General features: G+C 50.4%; 11 protein-coding genes. 3 read left to right on the top strand and 8 right to left on the bottom strand.

All coding sequences use genetic code 11. The annotated features are described in order from the left end of the window. Positions 1-323: 323 nt before the first annotated feature. The 6 genes from ACN0YN_RS10090 to ACN0YN_RS10065 all read right to left on the bottom strand — a co-directional run bounded on the left by ACN0YN_RS10090 (position 324) and on the right by ACN0YN_RS10065 (position 6,604). A complete protein-coding gene (locus tag ACN0YN_RS10090; protein ID WP_417384879.1) occupies positions 324-1,307 on the bottom strand; it encodes a DUF1559 domain-containing protein in 984 nt (327 codons plus the stop codon). 280 nt (positions 1,308-1,587) lie between these two features. Then, positions 1,588-1,977, bottom strand: coding sequence for a hypothetical protein (locus ACN0YN_RS10085; RefSeq protein WP_417384878.1), 390 nt, complete (start codon positions 1,975-1,977; stop codon positions 1,588-1,590). A 315-nt stretch (positions 1,978-2,292) separates the two neighbouring features. Continuing rightward, on the bottom strand, positions 2,293-2,517 hold the full coding sequence (locus tag ACN0YN_RS10080; protein ID WP_417384877.1) for a DUF5989 family protein: 225 nt from the start codon (positions 2,515-2,517) through the stop codon (positions 2,293-2,295). Positions 2,518-2,563: 46 nt separating this feature from the next. Beyond that, positions 2,564-2,980 carry an SxtJ family membrane protein gene (locus ACN0YN_RS10075; protein ID WP_417384876.1) on the bottom strand — a complete coding sequence of 139 codons (417 nt, stop codon included), beginning with the start codon at positions 2,978-2,980 and terminating at the stop codon, positions 2,564-2,566. Positions 2,981-3,016: 36 nt separating this feature from the next. Continuing rightward, positions 3,017-4,855, bottom strand: coding sequence for a carbamoyltransferase (locus ACN0YN_RS10070; RefSeq protein WP_417384875.1), 1,839 nt, complete (start codon positions 4,853-4,855; stop codon positions 3,017-3,019). Positions 4,856-4,954: 99 nt separating this feature from the next. Then, complete coding sequence (locus tag ACN0YN_RS10065) at positions 4,955-6,604, bottom strand: CRTAC1 family protein (protein ID WP_417384874.1); 1,650 nt, start codon at positions 6,602-6,604, stop codon at positions 4,955-4,957. 428 nt (positions 6,605-7,032) lie between these two features. Here ACN0YN_RS10065 and ACN0YN_RS10060 point away from each other — a divergent pair, with 428 nt between their 5' ends. The 3 genes from ACN0YN_RS10060 to ACN0YN_RS10050 all read left to right on the top strand — a co-directional run bounded on the left by ACN0YN_RS10060 (position 7,033) and on the right by ACN0YN_RS10050 (position 11,497). Then, positions 7,033-9,258, top strand: a complete 2,226-nt coding sequence (locus ACN0YN_RS10060; RefSeq protein WP_417384873.1) for a tetratricopeptide repeat protein — start codon at positions 7,033-7,035, stop codon at positions 9,256-9,258. 73 nt (positions 9,259-9,331) lie between these two features. Beyond that, on the top strand, positions 9,332-10,558 hold the full coding sequence (locus tag ACN0YN_RS10055; protein ID WP_417384872.1) for an SGNH/GDSL hydrolase family protein: 1,227 nt from the start codon (positions 9,332-9,334) through the stop codon (positions 10,556-10,558). Between the two features lie 81 nt (positions 10,559-10,639). Beyond that, positions 10,640-11,497, top strand: a complete 858-nt coding sequence (locus ACN0YN_RS10050) for an alpha/beta hydrolase (protein ID WP_417384871.1) — start codon at positions 10,640-10,642, stop codon at positions 11,495-11,497. An 8-nt stretch (positions 11,498-11,505) separates the two neighbouring features. Here the strand turns inward: ACN0YN_RS10050 and ACN0YN_RS10045 are convergent, their stop codons facing one another. Both ACN0YN_RS10045 and ACN0YN_RS10040 read right to left on the bottom strand, forming a co-directional pair. Continuing rightward, positions 11,506-13,866: a heavy metal translocating P-type ATPase gene (locus ACN0YN_RS10045; RefSeq protein ID WP_417384870.1), complete on the bottom strand. Its 2,361-nt coding sequence runs from the start codon at positions 13,864-13,866 to the stop codon at positions 11,506-11,508. Positions 13,867-13,893: 27 nt separating this feature from the next. Beyond that, the gene (locus ACN0YN_RS10040; protein ID WP_417384869.1) at positions 13,894-14,166 is read right to left on the bottom strand and encodes a 2TM domain-containing protein; all 273 of its coding nucleotides are present in this window, start codon (positions 14,164-14,166) and stop codon (positions 13,894-13,896) included. Between the last annotated feature and the right edge of the window lie 251 nt (positions 14,167-14,417).

Genomic DNA, 14,417 nt, shown 5'->3' with positions numbered 1-14,417 from the left:
ATGGGTATCACGGTCAGTACCGATTGGATCGGTTTCTGGCCAGTTTTTGATTACTTAGAAAAGGTCACTTTAAAATTTAACACTCGATCTTTACACACGTTTCGCAATAAATGTTAAGACCGGTAATAAATATTTCACTTAATATTCAACCAGTGTCGAGAGTAGACGTCAATACGAGCTGACATAAAATCGTGGAAACAAACAAGCGTACACACTTGAACACACCCCGAGTCACTAAGTCAAAAGAGCCTGGAATCAGGACATCTGCTTCCAGGCTCATGAAAACCACCAGTTAACTCAATCAGAACGTCTATCACCAGGCTTTATTTATTGATGCTGACGACCTGATTATCGCTGATTGCGCCAAGATATCTCCAGGTAAATCCATCGATACTGTCCCCAACAAAGTGTACCGATCCATCAACCATCAATACATGCACACCACCGGCATGCCAGCTGCGGGCGATTCCAATATTGGATCCGCCGGTACTGGTACCATTACAGCCATTTGGTGTAGAGACTTCGCGAATTGTAAAAGCAGTTCCGCCTGCAGCGGGTCGTGCCCAGCCATATTTTGCCTGGCTGGTACCACCGATGTTGCAGTCGATTTTGGTTTTATTCTGAGCGAACTCTGAAAAAGCGATCGTGTTAGATGTTCCATCTGTAATCAGACGAAGTTTCATTACAGGATGTTCCAGTGCAGTACCGGCCTCATTCAACTGGCCTGCCCGTTCCGCAAAAACACCCGTTCCCGATCCAGTTGTCCCATGTCGTCCACAAAGTCCATAGGGATGATTGGATCCGGTACCAGGATAACTGTGAGTCGCCATCGTGATGGTGTCACCGGCCCCGTTTGTCACAACGTTGGAATCGGAAGTCCGGTTATCGCTGGGACAGATATAGACAGGGATTTGCGTTTTCACGGCAGGCCCATTGGCTGTATCATCATACCGCAGACTCATATTGATCTGGTTATAAACGGTTGCCTGATCAATATAAGGCAGCAACATTGTGTGCACAGTATGAAAACTGTGTGGGATACCCGTTGAATTGAAAGCGGTAGACCCATAGCTTCCACAGCAGCAGTTGCGCCCGTTAGCCGAGATGGTAGCGCGTGGGAACACACCCATCGTCCTGTCAATGTAATTAGCCAGCGCCAACCCGATTTGCTTCAGGTTGTTTTTACAAGTACTCCGTCGTGCTGCTTCTCTTGCCTGTTGCACCGCTGGTAAGAGCAATGCAATCAGAATGGCGATAATGGCAATCACCACCAGAAGCTCGATTAACGTAAATGCCTTGCGTTTCATGAATAAACTCCTTTACAACTACAACAAAAAAATAAAAACGCAGATTCAGTGACAACGATTCAAACACGAATCGCCTCACACCAGATACAAGATTTATGCTCAACATCTCAAACGATAAATTCGCTTAAGAGAAAGTTGCTTTCATCTTCTACTGATTAAATTTCAATGACCGACCTGTAGAATCAGATCAGTAGTTGGGTTTATTATTTTATGTTTTAGCGCAGAGTCCCTGGATCTGTATGAGAGCCAGGGACACTCCGGCTTGTTGAAAGGAATTCGATTATTTAGAAGTTAATTCAAAGTCAAAAGTTTTATTTGCTTCAGTCACCTCTGCAGTTAACTCACTGTTAACACCATATTTTTTATAGGGACCTGTTTCAAAAGCGGCTGCCCCTCCTTCTTCTTCTGCCTTTTCATCCTTTTTCTCATTCACCATCACGGCATATTTCGCCGGGTATACATTTTCGAGACTGTATTTGCCGGCCGAATCCGTTGTCGCAACGTATTGGCGATATTCTGCAGGTGCGCCTGCATCGAGTCTTTTAAAGATTACTTCCACGCCATCAGAGGGTTTGCTATCCAGGGTAATCGTACCAGTCACCGTGACAGCGGTTCCGAGATCTGCTGTGGGATCTTTACCACAACCTGAAAGAGCAATGAGAGAAAACAACAGAACTGAATACAGAGCTGGTCGCACTTGGTGTCTCCTGAATCTTAAGATGTAGTAAATTCGAATGAATTATTCACAAGAAATTTCAGACTGTTTTGATGTGCTGCCTCTAGGCTACCAATAAACATTCATAAAGGAAAGATTTTTTTTATAATAGATATAAAGAAAATGTTATTTTATAAAAAAATACAACGAACATTTCCGCCTGTACAGTAAGACTGCTCGTGTCATCAAAATCAGATAGATTCAGTTTCTTTGAAGTAAGACAAACTGAAAGATCTGTGACAACAGAAACACAGACGCATAATTTTCGGATTAAATGGGATAGATAAACGGTGCGATCGCGCTCCCACTGATGAGAATCAGTAAGCCGATTAATAACAGCGCAATAATGATTGGCGCTAACCACCATTTTTTGTTGTGCTTTAAAAAATCCCAGAACTCAGCCAGGATTCCAGGAGCCTTCGATTCAGATTGTGCCATAAAATCAGAAGTCTGTTCTTCAGATGCATTCGATTGCGAATCGGCCTGTTCTGACATTTTTCACCTCTGATTTTTTATCTCTAAAATCACAACTCAATCGGCTTCAGAACTGACGAAAATAGTCCTGTTCCCTCCTGATGCGACGTTCTGACTTCCAGTAAGAAGTCGCCTGCGTATCAAAGCGTCTGCCAACCAGATTGTGTCCCAGCAGACGCAAGACCAACCCGATGGGCGCGATGATCAGATAATATACCACAGCAATCAACAGACAGGAAACAATCCAGCGAACGGGAAACAGCAGGATCATCCATCCCAGATAAACTGGTTTGACAGTCGCAGGGGCAATCAGCCCGAACAATACAATCAGCAACGCCATTCCCGACAACGTCACTGTCAGAGGAAGCCAGGCCGATGCCCGAAAGCTGAAAAACGCAATCAAGGCGAGCAGACATCCCAGCGCCACAGAGAAAATGCGCAACTCGCGTGCTGAAGGTTTCCAGTTGATTTCTGCTAAAGCCATCTTCAGATACTGCTTTCTAATTTTCCTGCGAGAACATTAATCCGGCGCGTACTGATCCAGGTGCAGGTCATCTTCAAAGACCCGCGCATCAGGCTGCTCTGTCTTGAGAATCACAAACTGTTCCAGCACGAGTACATCCATATTCGTTGCCATAAAACACTGATAAGCGTCTTCTGGACTGCAGACGATGGGCTCGCCACGTACATTGAAGCTGGTATTGATAATGACCGGCGACTCTGTCATTTTTTCAAACGCTGTGATCAGTTTGAAATACCGTCCATGACGATCTGCATCGACCGTCTGCAGGCGGGAAGAAAAATCCACATGCGTAATCGCCGGCACACTCGAACGGATCAAATGCAGCTTCTGCAGGCCTGTGAGCTGTTCGCTTTCTGCGGGGAGTGTATTGCGTTGATGAATCTGAACGTCAGCAACCTGCAGCATATAAGGGCTGTCCACTTGAGGTGGAAAATCAAAATAATCAGCGACCCTGCTTTGTAAAACGGAAGGGGCAAAAGGACGAAATGATTCCCGAAACTTGATCTTTCGGTTCATGATTGACTGCATTGTCGTACTGCGTGCATCGCCCAGAATGCTCCGTCCGCCCAATGCACGAGGCCCAAATTCCATACGCCCCTGCATCCAGCCCACCACTTTCTCATTCGCGATGTAACCGGCTACTTCGTTACACAGTTCCTCTTCATCCTGGCGATAGTGGTACACAACGCCCCTCTCATCCAGAAATTTCCGGATCTGTGCCTCAGAATAACGAGGCCCCAGGAAACTTCCCTGCTGCTGATCTTCGGGTTGGATCTTGCGTGGTTTCCTGAGCAGTTGATTCCAGATAAACAGCGCCACCCCTAACGCGCCGCCAGCATCTCCAGCGGCCGGCTGGATCCAGATTTCTTCAAAGGGACCATCCCGCAGAATCTTGCCGTTGGCAACGCAATTCAAGGCGACTCCACCAGCCATGCAGAGCCGCGACTGTCCGGTCCGGGCATGCACATGCTGAACCATTTTCATCAGAATCTCTTCGGTCACTACCTGGATGGAAGCAGCCAGGTCCATGTCGCGCTGCGTGATTTGTGATTCCGGCTGGCGCGGCTCGCCGCCGAACAACTGGTGAAACTTCTGCGAAGTCATGGTCAGTCCATGACAATAATTGAAGTAGGATAAATCGAGGCGAATCGAACCGTCGGCCTTGATATCGACCAGTTTTTCACGAATCAGATCGGCAAAACGGGGCTCACCATAGGGAGCCAGCCCCATCAGTTTATATTCGCCTGAGTTCACTTTGAACCCGCAATAGTAGGTAAAAGCAGAATACAACAACCCGACGGAGTGAGGAAAATAGAGTTCGCTCTGAATTTCGATCTGATTCCCCCGCCCGATCCCAAAACTGGCGGTCGCCCATTCTCCGACACCATCGACCGTCAGAAAAGCTGCTTCTTCAAAGGGTGAAGGGAAGAAGGCACTGGCGGCGTGTGACTCGTGATGTTCCACAAACACAATCCGCTTGTTGTACTGCTGATTTAATCCCTCATAGATCACGCGAGGCAGATGCAGCTTGGTTTTGAGCCAGCTGGGAATTGTATTCAGAAATGCTTTGAAGCCCCACGGCGCGAAAGCCAGCGTTGTTTCCAGCAGGCGTTCAAACTTTAGGAACGGTTTTTCATAGAAACCAACCAGATCAATCTGATCGGGTGTTAAACCTGCTTCTTCCAGACAGTAGGCGATTGCCTGTTCCGGAAATGCTGCATCATGTTTGATGCGGGTGAACCGTTCTTCCTGGGCAGCCGCAACAATCTGGCCATCCACAACAATGGCGGCGGCTGAATCATGATAGAAAGCAGAGATCCCCAGAATCGCGGTCATGCAGAACTCAGTCTGAATATTGAGCTAATCAAAGCGTGTTGAACTGATTAATAGTAGAACACCGTAGTACCACAAACAAAAGTGCAACTGCAAGAGCGGTTATTGTCCTGTCCCCTGAATCAGCGTCAATTCTTTCTGGATGGGTAGATTGTTCCACTCTTCGCGACTGCCATCGGGCCAGGTGAGTACCAGGCTTTGAATTGTAGCGGCATTCCCGGCAGGTACGATCACACGCGGATCGCTGGACGCCTGATAGCTGCCTCCCGCGGGAATGACCAGAATCTGTTCCACATCGTCAGTCACAACTTTCAGTGTGCAGCCCAGAGGTTCCCGCGGACCTTTCACACCGATGAATCGCAGACGGACACTCTTCCCCTGCATCGGACTCTCATTTTGCAGGAGCGCGGCGGGTTTGATCTCATGCGTTGCCAGCAGGTCCGCATCCCCATCATTATCGATATCCCCGGCTGCGGTCGCACGTCCAAGAAACTTCTCTTTAAAGTAGTCACCCGAGTTCTGTGAGACATCCTGAAACCGCTTTCCCTGCTGATTATAAAAGAGCTGTTGGGTCATTTCGTATTCATGCTCGGTTCCAAGTGTGCTCAGATCCCAGATATGTCCGTTCGCGACAAACAGATCAGGCCACTGATCCAGATTGAAATCGGCAAAGATGGTCCCGAATGCCAGCATCGGGCGGGATGTCGTATCCAGGCCGAGGCGGGAATTTGTGGTCAGATAACCGCCCACCTCCAGTTGTTCATAAAAATCGTTGGCTGCATTTTCGAAATTCGTGACGAACAGATCCAGCAGACCATTGCGATTGAAGTCGGCACAGGCAATTCCCATTGAGGACTGCGGTTCCCCCTGGTCCCCCACCGCAACACCGAGCACCAGCGCCTGTTCTTCAAATTTCAGATTCCCCTGGTTCAGGAACAGAAAGTTATCGGTGGTGTCGTTGGCAACAAAAATATCGAGCAGGCCATCCCGATTCAGATCCACAATCTGTACGGCCAGTCCTTTTCCGCCGGTCGCCTGAATGATGCCTGCCGACTCGGAACGATCAGCAAACCGACCATCCCCCAGATTTTCATACAGGAGATCCTGCTGCGCAATTCTGCCGATCGGACCACAGGAAATCTTTACCCGCTGAGCGCCAATCGTTGTATAGCAGGGAGGATCGTCGCGGGAATACTCGACATAATTGGCAACATACAGGTCCAGGTCTCCGTCCCCGTCCAGATCACCAAAGGCGGCACTGGCGCCCCAGCGTTCGTCTCCAGTCAGGGTTGTCTCGGTGATATCGGAAAAAGTGCCATCCCCGTTATTTTGCCAGAAATAGTTTTTCCCGTACGTGCATAAATACAGGTCGACAAACCCGTCATTGTTATAGTCTCCAGCGGCAACCCCCATGCCGAAGTCAGACCGTTCTACTCCTGCCGCCGCAGCAACGTTTTCAAATTTCAGCGCTTGCGGGAGCTTTCCTGAAGAACGATACAGCTGATGCACTTCACCTGCTTCTTCAGCCGGGCGATCAAAATGGGAACCATTGGAAAGAAATACATCCAGACTGTGGTCACCATCAAAATCAAACAGCGCGACGCCACCTCCATTCTGTTCGACCATGTAATGCTGCGGACTGGGATTTCCATAATAAGTAAATTTGATACCGCTCTGGTGAGCGATGTCCACAAACTGAAACGGGGATGGCTTCGCAGGGACCTGCGTGGTCGACCGGTTTACCTTGATCACGGGGGCAACCTGACTGTCAGGCGATTGCTCTGGTTCGGATTTGTTCTCTTCACAACCATAGACAGAAAAAATGCAGAACAGGAACAGTACTACCGGAAGTCGGTGATCTATTTTGAACGGGACCAAATTTATCTCACCCCTGAAACGGCAACTAATTTGAATGCGACGGACTGCCAGATCATTATTTGTAAGAGTCCACTCAGATTCAATCGAATTCTCTGATTCTTCCGCGAGCACACCGATGAAGAACAGGGGACAGACTTCTCTCAACCTGAATCAGGATTGATTTGCTTTCCCTCAATAAACATTGTTAAATAGGATCATACAACGGTTGCAGTACCGAAGCGAGTCAATCCTCGGCGGAATTCCCTGAGTCGATCCTCCGGAAGATCACCCAGACACAGGATGGCATAGTAAGATCACCATCAATGAATGATATTGTTCCTGTAGAATCAGCCCCTTCCTCTCTGACATCTGAAAATGTAGAGCAACATTCTGCACTGAAAATTTCTGTACTCTATCTGGTTCTTCTGCTTCTCGTCTTCTCCCGTTGTCTGTCCTATCCACTTCTGGACTGGGACGACGAAATGCATCTTACACAGAACCCCAACCTGAATCCCGTCACTCTCAGCAGCCTGGGAACCATCTGGTCCGAACCTTACGAAGGTTTGTACATCCCCCTCAGCTACACTTTTTTTGCAGCGGAAACCGCAATCACGCGTCTGCTGGGAGGACAGAATCAGGACGAACTCTCACCCTACCTGTTTCATGCAGGCAGTCTGTGCCTGCATCTCATCAATTCGCTGCTGATCTATCGGATTCTGTTACTGCTGATCAATGACAGACGTGCTGCCTGCCTGGGGGGCCTGTTATTTCTGCTGCATCCCCTGCAGGTGGAATCGGTCGCCTGGATCAGCGAAACGCGGGGACTGCTGAGTAACTGTTTTTCTATCGCCGCCATTTATTATTCGCTCAAATTTGCAAGTCGAAATGAGACGCGCGAGCTGCCAGCTGCTTCTCCCACTTCAAACTCAGAAGCAGTCTCGCGAGGACCTCTGATTGTCGCCAGCGCCTGTTTCCTGCTCTCCCTACTGGCCAAACCCAGTTCTGTCACGACTCCACTGATCATTGGCATTCTCATACTGGGATTTTTCCCTGCTCAATTCAAATCTTTGCGTCTCTGGATTGGCGGCTGGTTGATCCTGGCGGTCGCGTTCATTCTGTTGAATCGGGGAGAACAGGCAGAACTCATCTTTGAAAGTCCGCTCTGGGCACGCCCGTTGATCGCTGGCGACTCGCTGGCTTTCTATTTATGGAAGCTGGTTGCCCCCTATCCACTGGCGATGCAGTATGACAAAAGTATCCGTCTGATTCTGGACGAGGGATCATTGTACTCGGCCTGGCTCATACCCTGTGTTCTGTTAGTGGCTGCCTGCTTTGCCAGACAGCGTCGAATCTGGTTAACGATCGCGGGAATCTTCATCGCGGGTCTGCTGCCGGTCCTGGGACTGATTCCCTTTGCGTATCAGTTTGTTTCCAATGTTGCAGACCGCTATGTTTATCTTTCCATGCTGGCCCCTGCGCTGGCGGTGGCCTGGCTGCTGCGAGGCGTTTCCAGTCTGGCGCCGCGGATCGTGGTTATAGTCATCCTTATGATTTGCGCCGGCCTGAGTTTTTTTCAGACAGCGACCTGGGCCAGCAACCAGAGCCTGTACCAGCATTGCCTGGCGGTGAACCCGCGTGCGTTCATCGCATTGAGCAATCTCGGACATCTGGCTTATCAGGCAGATAAATATGACACTGCCCGGCATTACTTTGAAAAGTCTCTGGCAATAATCCCCGATGATGCAGGTACTCATCAGAACTTGGGCGCCACCCTGTCGAAACTCGGTAAGGAGTCAGAAGCACTCAAACATTATCAACGCGTGCTGGAAATCGATCCGCAGCATCCCGGAGCCCACCAGGCATTGGGAGTGTATCAGGAATCACAAAACCAGCTCGAAACTGCCTTCGAGCATTATCTGCAGGCCGTACAGACAGACCCGCAAAACAGCAGTGCACTGCAGGGACTGGGAAATATTGCCCGCAAACAGCAGAAATTTGACGATGCCTTAAAATATTATCAGCGGGCATTACGCTTTCAACCTGATGACGCTGGCCTGCACCAAAACCTGGGAATGCTCTACCTGGAACGGGGAGAAGAGCAGCGTGCCCAGCAGGAATTTGAACTGGCAAAAAAACTGGGGGCCATCAATCCCGCCAGCGAATTCAACCTGGGTCTGATGGCTGCCAAAAACCAAAATCTGCCTCTGGCAATCCAGCATTATGAAACGGTTCTGAAAAATATCGATCCACAGACTTCGGCAGAACTGTATCAGACCGTACGCCAGGAACTGGCGCTCACTTCCAATCTGCTGGGCACCATTCTCCAGCAACAGGGACAGCACGCGGAAGCAGTACGCCGATTTGAAACTGCAATCAATTATGCGGATGACTTTGCTCCTGCCTATTACAATCTCGCAGAATCATTGCAGCAACTGCAACAAACGACAGCTGCACTCTCCGCGCTGAATAAAGCCCTGAAACTGGTCCCGGCAGGATCGGAGCCGGCACGAGATATCCAAAATCGAATTGATTTGTATCAAAAACAATAGAATCCACGTGTTCGCAGAACTTATAATCAAAGACTCCAGCTTCTGAAACCTTTTCCGTCAGATCGAAACGCCCTTGAACCAGTCTTCCGAAAATCCAACCACTCAGAACACAACCGGGACGACGGAACGCAGCAGAAAAAAAACTATTCTGTTTCGTTTCGCTGCTCTGGGAGTGGGACTGCTGCTCAGTCTGGTCGTCGTGGAAACGGTCGTACGTATCTTCCATGTCGACCCTCCCCGACTGATTTCCAAGCGACAACTCACCGAGCTGACCGGACTGACCAATCAGAAGCCGATCACTTACTATCAATGCTATCCCGACAATCCTCACGACGAATTCTCTCCCCTGCCCGATACCTCACAGGGAAAATGGGAACTGTTGACCTATACGCTCAACCCGAAACCACTCCCCCTGGACCGTTTGAATGAGACCCCCTGGTGCGTGAAATACACACATTCTACAAAGGGAATCAGGGACCGTGAATATCCAGACAAAGCGCCTGAAGGAGTGATGCGCATTGCCTGTGTGGGAGATTCGTTTGTCTTCGGCGAAGGGGTTCCCATTGAAAAAACCATCTCCCGTCAACTGGAGTCTCAACTGGGCAAAAAATATGAAGTCATCAACGGCGGTCAGGTCGGTGCAAACACGATGGATGAGCTGCAGATCCTGGCGGCCATTGCACAGGGAGCCGACTGCCATCGTGCGATCTTTGTCTTTATCCCGAATGACATTCCGCTGCACCCGCGACTCGCGGACCGTCAGAAGTACATCAACGACCTGGTTCAGATCCGCGATCAATACCTCGACGATTACAAAAAGAACAGCTGGCATGGAGGCAATCTGAAATCAGTGGCCCTGCTCACTGCTCCTTTCGAAATGGACAAAATCAAGCGGGAAACCGTGCAGTGGTATCTTGATTCGTACAACCCTGAATTCAACAAAGAAAACCTGCGTGTTTTCAAAGAAACAATTCAGACCATCCCCAAGATCCCGGGCTGCCGCTCCGTGTTTGTCATCTACCCTCTGATGGAAGGTTTTGAATCGGAGTACCCGCTCAAGCCCATTCATACTCAGGTCGCAGCGATCGCGGAACAGGCAGGCTTACCTGTTCTGGACCTGACCAGCGCCTTTGCAGGACAGAAGACCTCTGATCTCTGGGTACACGCCACAGACCATCACCCCAACGGCACAGCCAATGCGATTGCCAGTCAAGCCATCATCGATTGGCTGAAAAAAGATGTCCCCTGGTTTCTTGAACCAGACACACCACAAGAGACAAAGCCGGACACCGGGTTCTAGCGACTAAGCAGACCTGCTCTCAGTAAAATCATCACAGTACAGAAAAACTTCACTATAAAATTGCGATAAGAAAGTAAAACGATGCGACAGCGAGACATTCGATTCATTATGCTGATACTCACAGTGATGATATCTCCATTGCAGATCACCCAGGCTGAAGACACCGCCGCCGACTATAAAACCCTGAATGACATCCCGTATTACACAGAAGAGCAGACGCAACAGAACGAATACAAACAGGAACGCTGTAAGCTGGATCTGTACTACCCCACAAAGATCAAAGGATTTCCCACGGTCGTCTGGTTTCATGGCGGTGGCCTGAAAGGGGGAAGTAAATCGATTCCGAAAGAACTGCAGAACCAGGGACTGGCAATTGTCGCCGTCAATTACCGTCTGTTTCCTAAAGCCAAAAAACCCGCCTATCTGGAAGATGCTGCCGCCGCCGTTGCCTGGACGTTTCAGCATATCAAAGAGTATGGCGGCAATCCCGAACTGATTTTTGTCGCCGGTCATTCCGCAGGCGGCTATCTGACCAGCATGCTGGGACTGGATAAACGCTGGCTGGCCGCGCATGACATTGACGCGAATCAGATCGCCGGACTGATCCCCTACAGCGGGCACTGCATCACACACATGACCGTGCGCGAAGAGATGGGAATTAAACGCGATCAGCCCATCATCGATGACATGGCGCCGCTGTTCCACGCCCGTAAAGATGCTCCGCCGATCCTGTTGATTACCGGCGACCGGGAACTGGAATTTCCCACACGTTACGAAGAAAATGCCTACATGCATCGCCTGTTACAGGTGGTCAAACATCCGCAGGCACAACTGTTTGAGCTGGACGGTTTCACGCATGGCACCATGGTCAAACCGGGACATTTCCTTCTTCTGGAAGAAGTCAAACGCATTGTCAAAGCGAAAAAACAGGCAGACTGAACCAGTCCTCAGGACTGTGAACGCAACCTGAGTGCATTGCCAATCACAGAGATCGAGCTGAAACTCATGGCCGCAGCAGCAATCATCGGGCTTAACAACGCATGCATTCCCAGGAAGGGATACAGAACCCCTGCCGCAATCGGAATGCCCAAGACATTGTAACCGAAGGCAAACAGCAGGTTCTGATGAATGTTCTTCATGACCAGCCGACTGAGATCGATGGCATCGACGACGCCCCGCAGGTCCCCTTTGACGAGTGTCACTTCGGCGCTTTCAATGGCGACATCGGTGCCGGTCCCCATCGCGATGCCTACGTCGGCTTCGGCCAATGCGGGAGCATCGTTAATGCCGTCACCCGCCATCGCGACTTTGTGACCTGCATTTCGCAGCGCTTTAATTTTTTCGTATTTGTCCTGTGGCTTCACTCCTGCTTCCACATCATCGATGTTGAGTGACTTCGCAACCGCACGGGCTGTCTTTTCGTTATCCCCCGTCACCATCACAATCGAGAGCCCCAGTTCGTGTAACTTCTGAATTGCCTGTGCGGTCGTCTCTTTGATGGGATCGGAGACCGATAAAAAACCGGCAAACTCATTCGCCACTGCGACAAAAATCACGCCCTGCCCCTGTTCACGGAGCTGGTCTGCCTGTGTACTCAATTCTTCTTTGATGCTGATGGACTGATCCTGCAGAAAAGCAGCACTGCCAACCAGCACCAGTTTCCCATCGACGGTCCCCTGCACCCCCGCACCGGTGACGGAATCAAAGTCGCTGACGTTCGTCAGTTTCAGTTCACGTTCTTTGGCAGCGACCACGACGGCCTGTGAGAGGGGATGTTCGCTGTGCTGTTCGACGGAAGCAGCAATCTGCAGCAGATCCGCTTCGCTGTAATCGGCGGCGGGCACGCATTCCGTCAGTCGTGGCCGACCTTCGGTGAGTGTCCCCGTCTTATCGACAACCAGCGTATCGACTTTCTGCAGGGTCTCAAGCACTTCCGCATTTTTAATCAGGATGCCATGCTTTGCACCTCGTCCCACACCCACCATGATTGACATGGGAGTCGCCAGTCCGAGTGCACAGGGGCAGGCGATGATTAACACCGCCACCGCATTGATCAGAGCGTAGGCAAAGCGGGGTTCCGGTCCCAGCCAGCTCCAGAGCAGGAAGGTCAGCACGGAAGCAGCCAGAACAGCGGGCACAAAATAAGAGGCAATCGTATCCACCACCCGTTGAATCGGTGCGCGGCTGCGCTGCGCACTGGAGACCATCTGGATGATCTGTGAGAGGAGTGTCTCTCCCCCGACTTTCTCGGCTTTCATCAGGAAGGAACCAGTCTGATTGACTGTTCCGCCGATGACATCGGCCCCCTGCTCTTTGGAGACAGGAACCGATTCGCCGGTAATCATCGATTCATCGACCAGGCTTTTTCCCTCCTGGACAACGCCATCCACGGGCACTTTTTCTCCGGGACGCACGCGCAACAGGTTACCGGCCTGCACTTCTTCCAGAGCAATCTCCCGTTCTTCGCCATCCACGACCAGATGGGCGGTTGGCGGTGAAAGTGAGAGCAGTTCCTGGATCGCACTGTTGGTCCGTTTGCGCGCCCTGAGTTCCAGCATCTGTCCCAGCAGCACCAGCACCGTGATCACCACGGTCGCTTCGAAATAGAGTTCGACAGTTCCTTCATGTTGAAAAGAAGCGGGAAAGATTCCGGGCGCCACTAATGCGATCAGACTGTAGATATACGCAGTGCCCGTACCAATCCCGATCAGCGTGAACATGTTCAGATTCATGCTGATGATGGAGCGGTAAGCGCGTTCGAACAGAGGCCAGCCGGCCCAGAACATCACCGGCGTACTCAACAGGAACTGAATCCAGCCAGAGACTTTTGGTGAGATCCAGCTATGCACGGGAACTCCAAACATCGGCAGCATTGCCAGCAGGAACACCGGCAATCCCAAGATCAGCCCGCCCCAGAAACGACGGGACATCCGCTCATACTCGGCCGCTTCTTCCGGCGATTCCTCTTTCTGAGGCATCAGCGGTTCCAGATCCATGCCACAAATCGGGCAACTGCCGGGGCCTACCTGCTCAATCTCCGGATGCATGGGACAGGAATAGATCGTACCGGCGGGCACATCTTTAGGTTCCTGCTTGTGAGACGCATGCTGTCCGTGGTGATCATGCTGCTGATGTTGTTCGTGGTGACAGCAGCTGTTTTTTTGCTCCGGCTCAGGCTCTGCATGCTGCGCAACGAACTTGTCGCGACACCCCTTGCTGCAAAAATACCATTCCTGACCATCGACGGTTTCGTGCAGAGCAGTGGATTCGTCGACTTCCATGTGGCAGATCGGATCTGTGGCAGTCATGAAGTGCTTTTCTATTAGAGTTCTAATTTAATGATTGAGTTTCGCCTGTTCCTTCTCAATCATTTTTTCTTTCAGGCTTGTCGTACTGGAAGGGCCGAACACCTTGATGGCGTGAAACACAATGCCAATCCCCCAGCCACACAAAGGCCAGATGAACCAGTATTTGTCGGGAGACCGCGTCAGGTTTAACGCGATCAGGCCGGCATTGACTACTACGTAGACACCGCTATGAATCACAAACCCCATTTTCTTCTCGACCCGTTCTTTCGCCAGATCGTAATTTTTTTGATTTTCAGTCATTACGGTTCCTCCTGTCTCAGATTTTATACCGCAGACCCTGGTAAAAAAAGAGTTCGCTTGTGAGTTGTCTGCCTGGAATAAGAATCGCAATTGCTATGCCAGTCTGGCACGACAGTCCCACATTGTCCGTAAGTAGCTGAAATTCCGGTATTAGAGGTAAATCACTGTGATTGGCATCGTTCTTTACCGGACTTGAGGATTAAAAAAACGGTTGCTGTCCAGTCAGAATGAGAGATCAGCAACCGTTCGAT

Origin of the sequence: Gimesia sp., assembly GCF_048260065.1 — a bacterium.
Lineage (GTDB): Bacteria > Planctomycetota > Planctomycetia > Planctomycetales > Planctomycetaceae > Gimesia.
Note: the sequence above shows the minus strand (reverse complement) of the source record. Positions and strands in the feature narration are given on the sequence as shown.

Bases quoted from the DNA above. Each gene is read 5' to 3' on its own strand.
- ACN0YN_RS10040 (WP_417384869.1), bottom strand. From the start codon at position 14,166: ATGACTGAAAATCAAAAAAATTACGATCTGGCGAAAGAACGGGTCGAG.
- ACN0YN_RS10050 (WP_417384871.1), top strand. From the start codon at position 10,640: ATGCGACAGCGAGACATTCGATTCATTATGCTGATACTCACAGTGATG.
- ACN0YN_RS10075 (WP_417384876.1), bottom strand. From the start codon at position 2,980: ATGGCTTTAGCAGAAATCAACTGGAAACCTTCAGCACGCGAGTTGCGC.
- ACN0YN_RS10080 (WP_417384877.1), bottom strand. From the start codon at position 2,517: ATGTCAGAACAGGCCGATTCGCAATCGAATGCATCTGAAGAACAGACT.
- ACN0YN_RS10060 (WP_417384873.1), top strand. From the start codon at position 7,033: ATGAATGATATTGTTCCTGTAGAATCAGCCCCTTCCTCTCTGACATCT.
- ACN0YN_RS10090 (WP_417384879.1), bottom strand. From the start codon at position 1,307: ATGAAACGCAAGGCATTTACGTTAATCGAGCTTCTGGTGGTGATTGCC.
- ACN0YN_RS10045 (WP_417384870.1), bottom strand. From the start codon at position 13,866: ATGACTGCCACAGATCCGATCTGCCACATGGAAGTCGACGAATCCACT.
- ACN0YN_RS10070 (WP_417384875.1), bottom strand. From the start codon at position 4,855: ATGACCGCGATTCTGGGGATCTCTGCTTTCTATCATGATTCAGCCGCC.